Source organism: Porphyromonas sp. COT-239 OH1446 (assembly GCF_000768875.1).
Lineage (GTDB): Bacteria > Bacteroidota > Bacteroidia > Bacteroidales > Porphyromonadaceae > Porphyromonas.
Genome location: NZ_JRAO01000015.1, coordinates 214,809 through 230,970 on the forward strand (window position 1 = coordinate 214,809; position 16,162 = coordinate 230,970).

Genomic DNA, 16,162 nt, shown 5'->3' on the forward strand with positions numbered 1-16,162 from the left:
GACAAAGATACACAAAGACTTTCAATGCCCACAGTTCCTAGAGCGACCAGCGAAGGCCGACCTGGGGGCTCAGCACTAGGGGTTGATCCTGGTAGATGGTGCGTAGATCCTGATCGTTCGAGAAGTAATAATCGAGGCGTCCCTCTGCATAGAGACTCAGACGAGGCCATATCCTGTATTGAAGTCCGATTGAGCTGTAGAGCGACCACTGAAGCTCTCGTGGATGAAGATCCTCTACAGTCGAGGGTTCACTCGAGCCAGCGATGACGGTTTGGCTGCGACGCATGCCCGAGAGGGGGATATCGAGGCCGAGGCCCATCTGGGCATAGAGTTCGAAGCTCTTCCCCTGCCAGAGGTTATAGCTTACTCCTATGGGGACACCGAGGTAGTGTAGATGTTGCTCTCCCTGGACACCAGCCATACTCATGTTAGGCTGATAAGTGAAGTCAGAGGAGAGATGACTGTAGACTAGGCCTGTCTCCAAGCTCCAACGTCCCCCTAGTCGATACCGCAGTGAGAGGCCAAAACGCTTAGTAGGCCGATGGGCATAGTCATAGGAGCTCTCACCCGACTTTGAGTACAATTGGGGTTCCTCCATAAGGTCATCATCAGTTAGGTAGAAGCAATCGGGCTCTTGACTCACTCTAAGGGCAAGATCTCCGCTAAGAGAAGACGAGCCTGTAGTCAAGGCCGAGGCATAAAGCCCTGCTTGCCAAACCGATCCTCGGGAGCGGCTGGGTCGCAGACGAGACTGCGAAGTAGAGGTTGGGGAGGAGTTGATTGGCTCCAGGCGAGGTACATCCTCACGCTGAGATGTACTCTCAGATGAGGGGTCGGGCGAAGGATCGGAGCTAGGGGACTCGATATGCTCTGACTGTACTGAGGTCTCGGGCAAGAGACCTGGAGTTTCGGGCTTCGAGTTAGAGGGCTGCAAGACTCGGGAGTGGCGATGCGAGGGGACAGACTCTGTAGGGATCAACACCTCGGCCAGCTGGGACATACCTATGAGCCCCTGCTCATCTGATGGGGTCGAAGGGGCTTGGGTCTCTGCCGTTAGCTCCGAGACCTCGGGCAGCTGAGGCGAGAGGAGGTAACCCCCGACACCCAACAGCAGCAACAGGACGGCCGCCGAAGCATAATACCATGGCAATGGTATTGGTTTGCGCTGTAGTACAGGAGGGGTTGCAGGCAGAGAACGCTCGATACTCTCCCACAGATCTGCAGGGGGAGGGGTCTGATGCTCCTGTAAACGCTCTCGGAGCTTTTCTGTCCAGTCTTGTTTCATGACCTTAGAGCTGTTTTTTGTATTCCTTAATCTTTTGTGCCAGCAGGCTCTTGGCTCGGTGAAGCTGTGAGGCTGAGCTACTCTCCTTGATCGAGAGCAGCTGGGCAATCTCTCGATGGCTACGCTCTTCGAAGACATAGAGGTTGAGCACCGTACGATAACCCTCGGGGAGCGAAGCGATCATATCTAGAAGGACGCCCTCGGGGATGGTATCAACATCCTCATCTTCAACCAGTGGTTCGGGTAGTTCTTCGACAGGCAGAACGCTCTCGAAGCCTTTGTTCTTACGCAATTGTCCCAGTGCTTCATTGACAACGATGCGTGCCATCCACGCTCGGAGCGAGCCCTCACCACGATACTGAAAACGCTCTATCGAGGAGAAGATCTTGATGAAGCTCTCCTGTAAGATATCCTTACGATCATCCTCGCCCAGGATATAGCGATGACATACGGTCGCCAAATAACCGATGTGGCGATCATACAGCTCTCGCATACTAGCGGGCTCTCGACTAAGCACTCCCTGGACTAGGGCTATCTCTTGGCTTTCGTTCACAAGTGTCTCTTGAGCGAGGGAAGGAAGGCAGGCCACGAGAGCGAGGTTCTTGGGAGCAATCCTCGAACCTCGTCTCTAAGGCCTAGACAAAGTTATATATCTGCGAACAGATATCAGTGCACTACGGGCATTTAAAGCTAATTGTCTAGCTATACTGGTTTTTTACTCACTCGAGGACAAGGCTTAAGCATGAAGATCATAGGGGGGAAGTCTGCGATAGGATTACCGTTGAGCTTAACAGACTTGACTCCTATTCGGAAGGTGAAGAGACGCGTTACAGCTCCCCAAACTCCTCCACTCTCCTGGTGAAACTCCACCTTAACCTTATTGACCTTACCCTTGACTGTATATTCAAATTCCAAATCAGGAGGCAGCAGCCAAAGACGGATTTGCGTCCCATAAACGAGTGCCTTAAACTTCATCTTCATAAATGTCTGGGACAGGCTACTCAGAGCCTCGACTCGATCTGCACTGGTAACCAGCTGGGTAACGATGCTCTTGGTGGGGAAGTCATAGATCTCGATCTCCTTATTGTCCACACGCACATGCATGGTCTCCTCGCCCCAGTTACTGATGAGCATCTTCCCTTGATACTCTCCGATGAAATCCTCAGCTCGAGGAGTAACTGGAGGGACACCTGGCTCGTCCTTGAAGCAGGAGGTGAAGAGGAGTAGGACGAGGGGGCTCAGCAGAGCCAGTTTCTTGGCAAGTCTCATTGTTTCGTTTCGTATTTAAGTTGAACATCTAATTTGCCTCTCTGTAAGGGTAAATGCAAACTAGGCGATAACATTGCACGAGGGGAAAATGTTTTTTTCATCCAAATCTCTTTCTACCTCCTCTTGCGAGATCCTACTTGAGCCTCTTATGCGATCCTATTTAGACCTCAATCGAGGCTTAGATAGGAATTCGAGCGAGATCCTACTTGAGCCTCCGAAGAGCTCTCATATAAGTCTTCGATCGAGAAGCCCTCGAGAGCTCAATCTAGCTCTCGAGGGGGCTGCGGTGTGGCGAGAGTATCGGTAGCGCACTAGAGACCTCCTACCCCTCAAGTAAGAGGTAGAGGGCTCTCACCTCAACGAAGCCCCCTCAAAAAATGCCTCGCAGCCCAACCCTACATGGGGCACAGGCTACGAGGCGGACATTCGAAGGGCTCGATTAGCTGAGGAGCTCCGAGAGCAAGCGATCCCAAGTATCATCATTGACCTCGGGGCGATAGTCGAGGCGATGCTCGAGAATACGCTCCTGAAGAGCACGAAGCTCGAGCGGATCAGAGCATACCTCCACCAGCGCACGAGCATAGGCCTCCCGGTCAAAGGGCACGATGAGGCGGCCAAACTGACCATCACGGCCAATCACCGTACGTACCCCAGGACTACAGTCGAAGGCCAGTGGGACGACACCAGCATTCTGTGCCTCGGCCAATACCAGTGGCCAGCCCTCATAGGTCGAGGTAAGGCAGAGCACTGAGGCCTCGGCATAGATCCGCTCGACATCGGAGCGATAGCCGCAGAACTCCAGCCGAGGCAATTGCAATTTCTCTGCCAAGCAACGTAAATAAGCCTCCTCACGCCCCTTGCCATAGATCTTGAGCTCCCAGTCGGGCAGCTGCGCATGGGCCCGATGCCAGATGTACAGCAGCCGATCGACACGCTTATCGGCACGAGAGAGGCGACCGAGGTAGACGATCTGCCTCTGCTTCTCCTCGAGCCTCACCTCGGGGAGCGGCTCCATCGTATTGATGATGGGGACTATGCGTTGAGCCTCCTGACTCGACAGGGCTAACCTCTTGACAAGAGTATCCTTGTCCCCCTGGCAGAGGCAGATGTAGCGATCGTAGCCCTCGATCTGCGTCCTATAGGCCTTCTTGAGACGATTGAGGAAACCATCGCTCCACACATATTTAGGTTTCTTGATCAAGTGCCACAGCAGCCAGTCGCCGATCGAGCGAGAGGCTCGTGTACGAGCATTCTCTACCTTATTGGTCAGCTCCCAAAAGGGTATGCTGTGCAGCCAGTAGCACAGACGGCAACCCGTCTCCTGGCGAATGCGCTCGGGCACTACGAGCGAAGGGGAGGCGACGAAAAGGATGCGGATATTGTATCGCCGCACCTGCTCGATGATATAGTCTACATTGTCAGGGGTGAAGAAGCCACCCTTATTGGGCATGAGCAAGAGATGAGACTCGTCTTCGTCGAAGGGGCTCTTGACCTGCTCATCCCGATGATAGGCGAAGAAATAGGCCCTGAGACCATGCCTCTTACGCAGGCGATCGGCCGTAGAGAAGGAGACACGCTCCGCACCACCAAGGACGAATTGGTGATGAGCAAAGGCAATAGAGGCTGGGGGTAAGTGCATAGAAAGATAATGGTGGATGGGGGTGAAAGCCCCCTAGAGCCCTTAGTCGCGCTCTAGGAGGACACGCTCGTAGATCCCTCGGAGCTCTCGAGCGATGGTTTTGGGACTGAAACGCTGGATGTAGAGCTGACCACGAGAGACGAGCCGATCACGCAGCTCCTCTGAGGCCAAGAGCTGCGAGATCATCGAGGCCAGCATATCGGCATCGTCGGGGTCGGTGTAGAGGCTGTCAGGGCCTGCCGCCTCCTCGAGGCACGAGCCCGTAGCCCCGATGACGGGCGTCCCGGCCTGTAGGGCCTCGATCAGCGGGATGCCGAAGCCCTCGAGCCTAGAGGGGTAGACGAAGACCTCAGCTCCTCGATACAGCCCTGAGAGCATGTTGTCGGAGATATCATGCAGGAGCTGCACCCGAGAGCGTACCCTTAGACGTCGAGCCTCAGCCTCGACGATGGCGCAGTAGGGCGTTCGCTTACCTACGGCTACGAGGCTGATCTCTCGATCTTCGAGGAGCGAGAGGGCCTGCACTACGAGCTTGAGATTCTTACGCTCCTCGATGCTCCCGACGAAGAGCAGGTAACGCCCCGATAGACCATACTGCCGCCGAGCCTCGGCCTCCGCCTCGGGGGCGATATGGGCATAGCGGGTTGCACAGCCCTGGTAGACGACCGAGATACGCTCCTCCGGCACGCCGAAGATCTCCACCACATCCCTCTTGGTTGCATGGCTGATGGCGATCACATGATCCGCATTCCGAGCCGAAGCCCCATACTTGAGGCGATACAGGAGGCGATCAGCAGGCTTGTAAAACTCAGGGCAACGCACAAAGGCCAGGTCGTGGATCGTTACCACAGTACCTACCCGACGGCTCTTGTAGAGGCCGATGGGCAGCTCGTTGCTCAAGCCATGGTAGAGATCGATCTTATGCTCCGAGAGGCTGTGCCCAATGCCCCAGTTGCGCCAAAGCGAAGGGAAGGGCTTGCCCAGAGGCGAACGGGGCGTACGCAGACTTAGCGAACGGTACTCGAGCAGGTCGGCATACAACTCCCTCTGCCCCACCGAGGGGGAGAGTAAGAGGTAATTATTCTCAGGCGAATATTCGGCTAGAGCTTTGACCAGGAAGCGACTATAATTGCCCAGACCAGTACGGTTGTGGGTGATGCGCTTGGCGTCGAAGGCAATGTTCATGGTTAAGGGGTTTCGGGGGTAAAGAAACGCCGCCGATAGCCATAGCGTCGCTGTAGCACACGGCGAATATCTTCCTCGGCGAGGTAGCGAGAGTAGTAGTCCTCCTCCCATCTCTTGAGGCGTTGCGCTAGAGGGCTCTGCGACCCAAGGGAGAGCCTAAGCCTGCGCACGAGACGATAATGAATATAGAGGCGAATGAAGCCCAGGAGAGGGATGCCGAGGTTGCGTCGAGCATGACGCAGGCTGAGCTTAGGATGGCGAGCAGCGAAGAAGCGATCGCTGGCCTCATTGACCGCACGGATGACCTCTCGCCTCTCTAGACCTCGGGCGAGGGCATAGTAATGCGCTAGCTGCGTGCTCACCGAGAGCGACGAGGAGAGCTTGCTCAGACCTCGGTAGGCCTTACGTCCCGAGAGGGCATAGGGATAGAAGTGCATGCGATTGAGATCCACGAGGTAGAAGCGGTAGGGCTCTTCCTCCTCCTCGCCCCGAGCATAGAGGATATTCCCAGGCGAGAGGTCGATATGCTCGATGCCCGCCTCATGCAGCGAGGCGATGAAGCCCCCGAGAGCCTCGTAGAAGCCCTCCGGGGCACTATAACCATACATCTCGGGCTGTAGGTCTACCCGACCTGCGATATACCGACAGACATAGTAGCTATCGCCGAGGATGCCCATCGCACTCCGCTCCTCGACGTAGCCCAGCGGCTGGGCCGTACCGACCTCCAGCTGGATGAGCTCCAGGGCATTGAGCAGGGATCGCTTGGCCTTGCTCTGATTGGTGATCGAATAATAGAGCCTGCGCAGCCAGGCAATACGACCAAAGCTCTTGACCACATAGTCCTCACCCTCAGGGCCACCAACACGATAGAGGCGGTTACGACCCGAGTAGATCACCTCACACCACCAGCCCTCGGGCAGCCCCAGAGGCGACTGCTCATACTGGCGCACCAGGCCTACGAGCCTCTCGAGGAGCTCTAGGCCTTCATCGTCATGACTATAGAAGTACAGCTGTGGGGTCATATTGGGGCAAATGTAGCAATTTATCCAATGCCTATTCCTCTCCCTGCCCCTGGGGGTTGGAGGCATAGCTCCGTGCATATTCTTCCAAGTTAAGCCTATAGGCACATCCCTCACGCCAGGCCGAGCAGCCGTAGGCCTCTCGCCCTCGGATGATGCGGCCACGACCACAGAGTGGGCATAGAGGCCCTTGGGGTTCGGCAGGAGGGGGGCTAAGGGGCTCTCGAGAGCGAGGGGCAGCAGGAGGCGAAAGGACTTCGCTCACTAGCTCAATCACCATCGCCTTAAGCTCGTCGATGAAGGCTGATGCAGGCAGCTCTCGACGCTCAATTTGTCGAAGCTTGTACTCCCATTGCCCCGTCAACTCTGCGCTCTTGAGCAGCTCGGAGTTGATGGTCGAGATGAGTCGCATCCCCATCTGTGTGGGGCGAAGGACGTTCTTACGCTCCTTGACGATGTAGCCTCGCTTGAGGAGAGTCTCGATGATGTTAGCTCGGGTCGAGGGACGGCCGATACCATTGTCTTTCATTGCCTCACGCAGCTCTTCGTTCTCGACCAGCTTACCAGCCGTCTCCATAGCCCTAAGGAGCGTAGCTTCGGTATAGGGTTTGGGGGGCTGCGTTTGTCGCTCCTTGATCTCCGGGCTGTGAGGGCCTCTCTCTCCGACGACGAAGGTGGGCAATATGCGTTCTCCCTCGCTCTCCGCCTCCTCGCCCTCGCTCTCCGTCCCGCTGGAGGACTGCCCTCCTCTCTCCTCTTCGAAGACTACTCGCCAGCCTGGAGAGAGCACCTCTCGCCCCTTGACCTTGAAGGGCAGCTGCCCCACCCGAGCTTCTACACTCGTCGTGCTGATCTCACAGTCAGGATAAAAGATCGCTATGAAGTGCCTCGCCACCAAATCAAAGACTTTTGCCTCTCGATCGCTAAGGCCATGCACGGGTTGTCCCGTCGGGATGATGGCATGATGATCGGTAACCTTGCTGTTGTCGAAGTGTTTCTTGCTTTTGCGGATTTTACCCGAGTTGAGAATCGGGCTCGTGAGAGCTCGATAGCTGACTAGCTCGAGCAGGATCTTGCCCACCTTGGGATAGATATCCTCACTAAGATAGGTAGTATCGACACGGGGGTAAGTGGTGAGCTTCTTCTCGTAGAGCGACTGGATCGTCGAGAGGGTCTCCTCGGCACTCATGCCGAAGCGTTTATTGCACAACACTTGCAGGCTAGTCAGATCGAAGAGGCGAGGGGGGAGCTCCTTGCCCCCCTTCTTCTTCACGCTTACGATCTCGAGCTCTTCGTCTCGGATCTGAGCCAGTAGGGCCTCGGCTTTTGTCTTGTCGTCGAAGCGGCCTTTGTCTGCACTAAAGGTTGTCGCCCGATAGCGTGTCTTGAGCTCCCAATAGGTCTCGGGGGTGAAGTGGGCGATCTCCTGCTCTCGCTGCGTCATCAGGGCCAACGTAGGGGTCTGCACACGCCCGATGGAGAGCACCTGCCCTCTAGCCTTGGCATAACGCAGAGTGTAGAGACGAGTGGCATTCATCCCTAGTAGCCAGTCGCCTATGGCTCGGGCTAGGCCTGCCTCGTAGAGAGACTGTAGCTCGCTCTCGTCTCGAAGGTGAGCGAAGCCCTCCTGAATAGCCTCGTTCGTGAGCGAAGAGATCCAGAGCCGCTTGACGGGTACTCGACAGCCGCAGTGCTGCAGTACCCATCGCTGGATCAGCTCCCCCTCTTGCCCCGCATCGCCACAGTTGATGACCATCGTGGCCGAGGTCAAGAGACGCTGGATGAGCTCTAGCTGCCTCTGATAATGCTCCAGGTCGATAGGCTTGATGCCGAAGCGATGGGGGATCATCGGCAGAGCCTCCAGCTGCCATTGCCTCCATTGGGGGTAGTAGTCGTGGGGCTCTTTGAGCGTGCAGAGATGTCCGAATGTCCAGGTAACGCAATAACCATTGCCCTCCATATAGCCAATTCCCTTGGTAATATGACGGTTCTTCGCCCCCAGCACAAGGGCGATGTCTTTGGCGACGCTTGGTTTCTCGGCGATACAGACAATCATGAGAATAAATGCTTGGAGAGTAGTCGGTTGAGGAGCTATTCGGAGCTAGGCATATGGGGCGATAAATTTTCGCATATGCGAAAATTTATTTTTGTATATACGAAAAAATATTTCCGCATATACGGAGATTTCCCTCCTTCCGCACCCAGTCTCATCGGGGCTCATACGCCTTACAAAGCAGGAGGGGGAGTAGTCAAAACCTATTTGATACCTCCCCCTCACTTTTTGCTTCTAGACAAAAGCTGAGGCAACGACTACTCTTCGCCCTCCTCTTCTTCCTTCATATTAGTGAAGACATTCTGCACGTCCTCATCCTCCTCGAGCTTGTCAATGAGCTTCTGCAGCTGCTCTCTCTGCTCAGGGGTAACCTCCTTGGTGTCGTTGGGCAGGCGGACGAACTCGGCCGAAGTGATCTCGTAGCCAGCCTCCTCGAGGTGACTCTGGATGGCAGCATTGCTAGAGAACTCTCCATAGAGAATAATTTCGTTGTCGTCCTCCTCCAGCTCATCGACGCCATAGTCAATGAGTTCGAGCTCGAGCTCCTCGATATCCATCCCCTCCTGCTTGGCGATGTGGAAGATGCACTTATGCTCGAAGAGGAACTCCAGGCTACCCGAAGTGCCGAGGCTACCGCCAGCCTTGTTGAAGTAGCTGCGCACGTTGGCCACCGTGCGGGTGGTATTGTCCGTGGCCGTCTCGACGAAGATGGCGATGCCATAGGGGCCGTAGCCCTCGTAGTTCATCTCCTTATAGTCGGTGAAGTCCTTGCTGCTAGCCTTCTTGATAGCACGCTCGACGTTCTCCTTGGGCATATTCTCCTTCTTAGCCGTCTGTATGAGCACGCGCAGCCTAGGGTTGGTCTCGGGGTCAGGGCCACCGGCCTTGACTGCGATGGTGATTTCCTTGCCGAGCTTGGTGAAGACGCGGGCCATATTACCCCAACGCTTCATCTTACGAGCTTTGCGATATTCGAATGCTCTTCCCATTGTGATTACTGTATAATAGGTTTGATGATAGTTTGTTACCTGGTGAGTTATCTGAGCGAGGCACCGAGTTTCTGCTCGAGGGCCTGCTGTAGGCGGCTCATGATGCCGTCGATTTGCTTGTCGCTCATCGTCTTGTCGGTGTCCTGTAGATAGAAGGCCACAGCGTAGCTCTTCTTCCCTGCGGGCAAGTTCTTGCCTTCGTAGACATCGAAGAGCTCGCAGCGTCTGAGCAGCTTACGCTCCACGCCTCTGGCTATGGCCTCGATGGCGGCGAAGCTCGTCTCGGCATCGATCAGCAGCGATAGGTCTCGGCGCACGACTGGATACTTGGGCAGGTCTTTGATCTCGGGGCGATGCTTCTCGGCCAAGGCCTGCACGACTGCCCACTCGATCTCGGCGAAGTAGACCTCCAGGTCAATATCCATGCGTCGGGTAATCTCCGCCGATACCACCCCGAGTGTGGCGATCAGACGGCCATCAACGGCACGGATCTGTAGAGCCTTGGGCGCGAAGGCATCGAGCAAGACCTCCTCATAGCGCAGCTGAGCGGGCTGAATGCCCACACGGCTCAGCAGATGCTCGACATGGGCCTTGAGCTCGAAGGGCGAGCAAGCCTCGTCGGCATGGGCCCAATGACGCTCTACCCGAGAGCCAGCGATCCACAGACCGAGGCAGCTGCGCTCGCTGTAGCCCGAGAGGAGATCAGAGGCAGAGGACTCGGAGGTGGGCTTGCGATAGCTGTAGCAATTGCCCCACTCGAAGAAGTAGAAGCGGTGCTGCTGGCGGCGTAGGTTGCGACCGATCGAGGCCAGCCCCCCGAAGAGGAGCGTCTGACGCATCACCCCGAGCTCTGCGCTCAGAGGGTTCATGAGGCGCACCAGGGCCTCAGCAGGATAGGTCTCGAGCCCCGTGTAGTAGGCCTCGGCCGAGAGCGAGTTGCACAGGATCTCGGAGAAGCCTGCCCCGACCAGCTGCTCCGAGAGGAGGAGGCGACGCTGATACGAGCGGTCGGCCTCGGTCTGAGAGCTCAGATTGGCATGTACATAGCCGCTCAGGGCGACCTGATTGTAGCCATAGATGCGCATGATCTCCTCGATGACATCGACATCACGAGTTACATCGACACGATAGCGAGGCACGCTGAGCCGTAGGTGATCGCCCTCGCGCTCCAGCACCTCGATCTCGAGGGCTGCGAGGATGCGCAGCACATCGGCCTCGGGGATCTCCTGCCCCACGAGGCGACGCATCCGCTCGAGGGAGAGCCCCACGACATAGGGCTCGGCCACCACGGGATAGTGGTCGGCAATGCCCCCGTCGATATAAGCCCCCTCGACGAGCTCGGTGATGAGGCCTGCGGCACGGCGCAGAGCCCAGGTTGTGCGGTTGGGGTCTAGGCCTCGCTCGAAGCGGAACGAGGAGTCTGTCCCGAGGCCCTGCCTACGAGCTGAGCGGCGCACAGAGGAGGGATTGAAGTTCGCTGCCTCGAGGATAATATCCGTCGTCTCGAGGGTCGTCCCCGAGTCGAGGCCACCCATTACACCACCCAGACAGAGGGCAGTGCCCGAGGCGTCGGCGATGATAATATCCTCGGCCGAGAGCTTGCGCTCTACGCCGTCCAGGGTGGTCATGCTCTGCCCCTCCTCGGCCAGGCGTACCCGCAGGCCGCCCTCGCCTACCCGTCCGAGGTCGTAGGCATGTAGGGGCTGGCCACACTCGTGCAGCACATAGTTGGTAATATCCACGACGTTGTTGATAGGCCTGAGGCCAATGGCCTCTAGGCGGAAGCGCAGCCACTCGGGGCTAGGGCCTACCCTCAGCCCACGGATGACGAGGGCTTCGAAGCGGGGCACAAGGCTCTCTGCCGCCTCTACCACTACGGGCACGGGGCAGGGCTGCTTGGGGATCTCGGGCAGCTCGGGTAGGCGTAGCGACACGCTCTGCTTATGCTCTTGGCTTAGGTAGGCGGCTAGATCTCGGGCTACGCCTAGGTGCGAGGTCGCATCGACACGATTGGGGGTAATATCCACCTCGAGGACTTCATCGTGCTGCACGCCGAAGTACTCTGCGGCACTCATCCCGATGGTAACCTCATGAGGGTCGAGCAGGATGATCCCACTATTGTCCTCCCCCACACCGATCTCAACCTCGCTGCAGAGCATCCCATAGCTCTCTACGCCTCGGATCTTGGACTTCTTGATCGTGAAGCTATCCACCCCCTCTCCGAGGACTGTGCCTACGGTAGCGACGACTACAGCCTTGCCTGCGGCCACATTGGGAGCTCCACAGACGATCGAGAGGGGCTCACCCGAGCCAATGGAGACGGTCGTAACGTGTAGGTGATCCGAATTGGTGTGAGGCTCGCAGGTCAAGACCTCACCGATGACGAGGCCACGCAAACCGCCCTGGACGGACTCGACCTCCTCGATGCCACCCGTCTCTAGGCCTATGGAGGTCAGGGCTCGAGAGACCTCCTCGGCACTGAGATCAGTGTCGATATAGTCTCGCAACCATTTGTAGGATATATTCATTGATCTAAAGTTTGTTTTCGTTTGATTGGAGACGCAAATTTAATCAATAATTGCGACCCATCGACCCGCCAGAGCGTGCGGCCTCGACCTCTAGGGCCCTATGGGGCAAATGCCTCGAGCTCGGGCGGAGGTCGAGTGAAGTCTCCTCGAGGGCTCAGCTGCGCTCTCGGCTGGAGCTCTCCCGAGCTCTAACTGCCCCCTCGATTGCGATCCTATTACCCTCTCGATAGAGACTCAAGTAGGAGCTCAATCGAGCTCCTACTTGAGTCTCACTTGCGATCCTATCTAGACCTCTAGGGCGGGCCTATCTCAATCGCCATGCGATGCAGAGCCCCTCAAGACATCCACCTCGCAAAATGCAGCAGTGCAGACCACTGGGGAGGGTCTGCACTGCTCTCATCGGATGACCACCTCGGCCGATGCGCTCCCGAGACCCCGAGCTTCGAGGATTTTGTGGGGAGGGTCTCAGCCTCGTTGGATAAATAATAGGCCTGGGCTCGATCAGTCGAGGATCTTCTTTCGGTCTTCTCGAGAGTCTTTCTGCTCCTTTTGCTTGGGAACGCTGTAGCGGGGCTTCTGCTCAGGCTCAGAGACATAACCATTCCCATTCATAAGAGAGGTGGTCGCCCCCGTTTCATCACTAATAAAAACAGAGAAGACGAAGAGCCACTCATAGAGAAATTTTTTATAGGCATCCTTATTGTACAGGTCTACGACATAGTAGAGTGCAGGGGATTCTCTCGGGTCTTCTGGCAGCCAAATATCCTCCCGTATATGGACGGAGTCAATCTCAAGCTGCCACTCCTTATCCTTGAGGTAGGGGGAGGTCTTCTGCTCCTCCTTGGCCCACTTAACGAGCAGGGCCTCACGCTCGGCCTTAGGCATCTGAGAGAGGCGACGCTGGCCATGAGCCTCCAGACCTGCCCCCAGGAGCAAGGCCAAGGCCCAAGAGATCATAAAAATATTGCGGCACATAGCATAGAAACGTATTAGGGTTGGCTCTACCCCCTACGGAGAGGAGGAGGAAGAGGAAAGGGTTCTATAAGCAGGGANATTGCGGCACATAGCATAGAAACGTATTAGGGTTGGCTCTACCCCCTACGGAGAGGAGGAGGAAGAGGAAAGGGTTCTATAAGCAGGGAGGAAGGTCTCTAGCTGCGCTCCTGTGGACGCAATATCGAGGGTAAGACAAAGGTGATGTATTCGCCTCAAAGGTAGCAAAATACTTCCTCTCCACAAGTTTTTTACGTAACAATCTTTACAGCGATCCTACTTGGGCTTGCATTGCGATGCTAGACGTCCTCTCGCTCGAGATGCTGCCGAGGCTTCACCTCTGCTCCTATCGCCTTCTCAGCCTCGCCTCAGCTCGTCCCCCAATGGGAGTTCTGCACCTCATCGAAAAATATTCTCTCCCAGGAGCTGTTTATGCTGATTATATCAATATATTTGTAGGCGCATATAGGGGAAATAAGTATTTCCGAGCCCACTTTGTTTTGTAAATAACGCATATAAATCAGTTTAGATTGTTGTTTAATTATCCATATAGTAACCTTGATACGAATAAAAAGATGTTGACTATTGGTATCCCCAAAGAGATTATGCACGGTGAAGCCCGTGTGTCTGCAACGCCAGAGACCGTTGCGAAGTTTGTAAAGGATGGCTTTCGCGTCCTCCTGGAGCGTGGAGCTGGTGTTGGTGCGCTCTACAGCGACGAGGAATATGCCAAGAGCGGCGCAGAGCTGATCGATGGCCCTCGTGAGGTCTACGAACGCTCTGAGATCATCCTCAAGGTCAAAGAACCGCAGATGAACCATGCACTCGCCACACACGAGGTAGACCTTATGCACAGCGGTCAGTATCTGATTACCTTCATCCACCCCGCCTCGCCCGTCAATCATGAGATGGTACGCCGTCTGGCCGAGCGTGGCGTGATCGGGTTAACCCTAGACGGAGTACCCCGTATCAGCCGTGCGCAGAACCTAGATGCCCTCACCTCGATGAGTACCTGTGCGGGTTACAAGGGTATCCTCATGGCTGCGAACGATCTGGCTAGTTTCATCCCCATGATGGGTACGGCTGTGGGGATGATCCCCCCTGCCAAGGCCCTAGTCATCGGTGTCGGTGTAGCTGGTCTACAGGCCTTGGCCACGGCCAAGCGTCTTGGAGCAGTAACCTATGCCGCAGATATTCGTCCCGCAGCCGTCGAGCAGGCGCAGAGTCTCGGGGCTAAGATCGTAGAGCTGGGTGTCCCTGCCGAGTTGGCCGTCGCTGAGGGTGGCTATGCTGCGACGCTGCCCGAGCATATCCTAGAGGGTGAGCGTCAGCGGTTGGCAGAGGTGATCAAGGATATGGATATCGTCTTCTGTAGTGCTTTGATCCCAGGCAAGATCGCTCCAATCCTCATCACCGAAGAGATGGTCAAGCAGATGAAGCCTGGTTCGGTCATCGTGGATATCTCCATTGACCAGGGTGGTAACTGTGCCATCACTCCCGCTGGCGAGCGTAAGGTCATCCACAACGTAGTGCTAGAGGGAATTAAAAACATCCCTGGGATGTTGCCCAAGAGCTCTACCTGGATGTTCGCCAACAATATGTACAACCTTGTCAAGTATCTTGTCAAGGACGGCTCGGTTCACCTCGATATGAGCGATGAGATCTGCGCCAAGATCCTCGTTACCCGAGACGGACAGATCGTCCACGCTGGTACGCTCGAGGCTATGGGCCGATAGTCCAGCCACCTCGCTTCACAGACGTCGAATAACTAGAGCAGGGGCTGCCCAGCCAACCGCAGAGGGCAGCCCCTGCTTCTTCTCAATACACTATACTATGACACCCCTTATCTCGATACTGGTACTGCTGGCCTCGACCATTGTGGGCTATTTGCTCATCAGAAACGTTCCCAGCCTCCTGCACACCCCTCTGATGTCGGGGATGAATGCCCTCTCGGGCGTAACTCTTGTGGGAGCGATTGCTGCTACAGGCTTAGCCCTGCTCTCGGCTCGTGGTGGTGAGCTGTGGATGAGCCAAATCCTTGGCGGCATCGCCATCATTCTCGCTACGATCAACGTCGTTGGGGGCTTTGCCATTACCCATCGCATGCTTCGGATGTTCAAAAAGAAAAAGCATTAGACAGCCATGACCGAAACACTCTACTACATCCTTTGCTCTCTGCTCACCCTCATGGTGCTGGGCGGTATCGCTATGATGAGCCGTGTACAGACTGCCCGACTAGGCAATATGCTCAGTGCCCTGAGTATGCTGCTGGGCATCCTGCTGAGTTTTGCCTATTATGAGGTCTTCAGTGCTACGGAGATCTACCTCTTCATCCTCGTCGGCTCGGCTCTAGGGCTAATGCTGGCCCTGCGGGTCAAGATGATTGAGATCCCCCAGCTGGTCGCCGTCCTCAACGGCCTCGGTGGTGGGGCTTCGGCCCTCGTCGGCATCCTAGCCCTTCGCTTGGGTCTCCTGGGACTTGCCAAGACCGATTACCCTACCTTCGCCGTCGGGAGCTCGATGCTGGCGATCCTCATCGGGATGATGACCCTCATCGGTAGCCTTGTGGCAGCGGGCAAGCTGCACAAGTTGCTCCCCCAAAGACCTGTCGTTTACCCTGGGCATAGCCTTTGGGCGAACCTCTGTGTAGGCTTTGGTGCAGCTCTCGTTGTCCTAAGTTTCTTCGGGGTGCTCGAGGGGGACTTCTATTCCGTCCTGGCCCTGATCATCCTCTCTGCACTCTTTGGCTGGCTGCTCGCCATTCGTGTGGGTGGGGCGGATATGCCGATCACCATTTCACTGCTCAATTCCTTTAGTGGCCTTGCAGGAGCGATTGCAGGGATGGCTACGGGCGACCTCCTGCTCATCTCGATCGGTGGAGTCGTTGGGGCTAGTGGCCTCTTGCTGACACAGATCATGTGTCGGGCTATGAACCGAAGTCTCATGAGTATTCTCCTCGGCACTGGCATCAAGAGTGGTGGATCTATCCCTGCTCCAGCTCAGCCCTCTGCCCCCGAGGCTAAGGCAGAGTCGAACCCCAAGCCCCAAGAGCCCGAGGATGCCCTGCAGCAGGCTCTTCAAGAGGCCCGCAATGTGATCATCGTCCCAGGCTATGGTATGGCCCTATCTCAGGCGCAGCATGAGCTTCGTTCGCTTGCCGATAAACTCCGCTCTCGAGGGGCAAATGTGCGCTATGCCATCC

13 protein-coding genes are annotated in these 16,162 nt (G+C 56.2%); 3 read left to right on the top strand and 10 right to left on the bottom strand.

The annotated features are described in order from the left end of the window. Window positions 1–37: 37 nt before the first annotated feature. The 10 genes from HQ37_RS08070 to HQ37_RS04270 form a co-directional block, all read right to left on the bottom strand. A complete protein-coding gene (locus HQ37_RS08070) occupies window positions 38–1,285 on the bottom strand; it encodes a porin family protein (RefSeq protein ID WP_052080748.1) in 1,248 nt (415 codons plus the stop codon). Window positions 1,286–1,289: 4 nt separating this feature from the next. Next, window positions 1,290–1,838: an RNA polymerase sigma factor gene (locus HQ37_RS04225; protein WP_036880940.1), complete on the bottom strand. Its 549-nt coding sequence runs from the start codon at window positions 1,836–1,838 to the stop codon at window positions 1,290–1,292. Window positions 1,839–1,987: 149 nt separating this feature from the next. After that, complete coding sequence (locus HQ37_RS04230; protein ID WP_036880859.1) at window positions 1,988–2,554, bottom strand: DUF4840 domain-containing protein; 567 nt, start codon at window positions 2,552–2,554, stop codon at window positions 1,988–1,990. Window positions 2,555–2,993: 439 nt separating this feature from the next. After that, window positions 2,994–4,193, bottom strand: coding sequence for a glycosyltransferase (locus HQ37_RS04235; RefSeq protein WP_052080752.1), 1,200 nt, complete (start codon window positions 4,191–4,193; stop codon window positions 2,994–2,996). Window positions 4,194–4,235: 42 nt separating this feature from the next. Beyond that, a complete protein-coding gene (locus HQ37_RS04240) occupies window positions 4,236–5,378 on the bottom strand; it encodes a glycosyltransferase family 1 protein (protein ID WP_036880861.1) in 1,143 nt (380 codons plus the stop codon). Between the two features lie 2 nt (window positions 5,379–5,380). Next, a complete protein-coding gene (locus HQ37_RS04245; protein WP_036880863.1) occupies window positions 5,381–6,400 on the bottom strand; it encodes a lipopolysaccharide kinase InaA family protein in 1,020 nt (339 codons plus the stop codon). Window positions 6,401–6,431: 31 nt separating this feature from the next. Next, window positions 6,432–8,453, bottom strand: a complete 2,022-nt coding sequence (locus HQ37_RS04250; RefSeq protein WP_036880865.1) for a DNA topoisomerase 3 — start codon at window positions 8,451–8,453, stop codon at window positions 6,432–6,434. Between the two features lie 254 nt (window positions 8,454–8,707). After that, window positions 8,708–9,439: a YebC/PmpR family DNA-binding transcriptional regulator gene (locus HQ37_RS04255; protein WP_036880867.1), complete on the bottom strand. Its 732-nt coding sequence runs from the start codon at window positions 9,437–9,439 to the stop codon at window positions 8,708–8,710. A gap of 47 nt (window positions 9,440–9,486) precedes the next feature. Further along, the gene (gene pheT / locus HQ37_RS04260; protein ID WP_036880869.1) at window positions 9,487–11,967 is read right to left on the bottom strand and encodes a phenylalanine--tRNA ligase subunit beta; all 2,481 of its coding nucleotides are present in this window, start codon (window positions 11,965–11,967) and stop codon (window positions 9,487–9,489) included. A 501-nt stretch (window positions 11,968–12,468) separates the two neighbouring features. Continuing rightward, window positions 12,469–12,942: a hypothetical protein gene (locus HQ37_RS04270; protein ID WP_152566784.1), complete on the bottom strand. Its 474-nt coding sequence runs from the start codon at window positions 12,940–12,942 to the stop codon at window positions 12,469–12,471. Between the two features lie 596 nt (window positions 12,943–13,538). Here HQ37_RS04270 and HQ37_RS04280 point away from each other — a divergent pair. From HQ37_RS04280 to HQ37_RS04290, 3 genes are all read left to right on the top strand, one after another. Beyond that, a complete protein-coding gene (locus tag HQ37_RS04280) occupies window positions 13,539–14,696 on the top strand; it encodes an NAD(P) transhydrogenase subunit alpha (protein ID WP_036880944.1) in 1,158 nt (385 codons plus the stop codon). A gap of 97 nt (window positions 14,697–14,793) precedes the next feature. Further along, window positions 14,794–15,096, top strand: coding sequence for an NAD(P) transhydrogenase subunit alpha (locus HQ37_RS04285; RefSeq protein WP_036880876.1), 303 nt, complete (start codon window positions 14,794–14,796; stop codon window positions 15,094–15,096). Window positions 15,097–15,102: 6 nt separating this feature from the next. Beyond that, window positions 15,103–16,162: NAD(P)(+) transhydrogenase (Re/Si-specific) subunit beta (locus HQ37_RS04290; RefSeq protein WP_036880877.1), on the top strand; the 1,060-nt coding region annotated here is incomplete at its 3' end.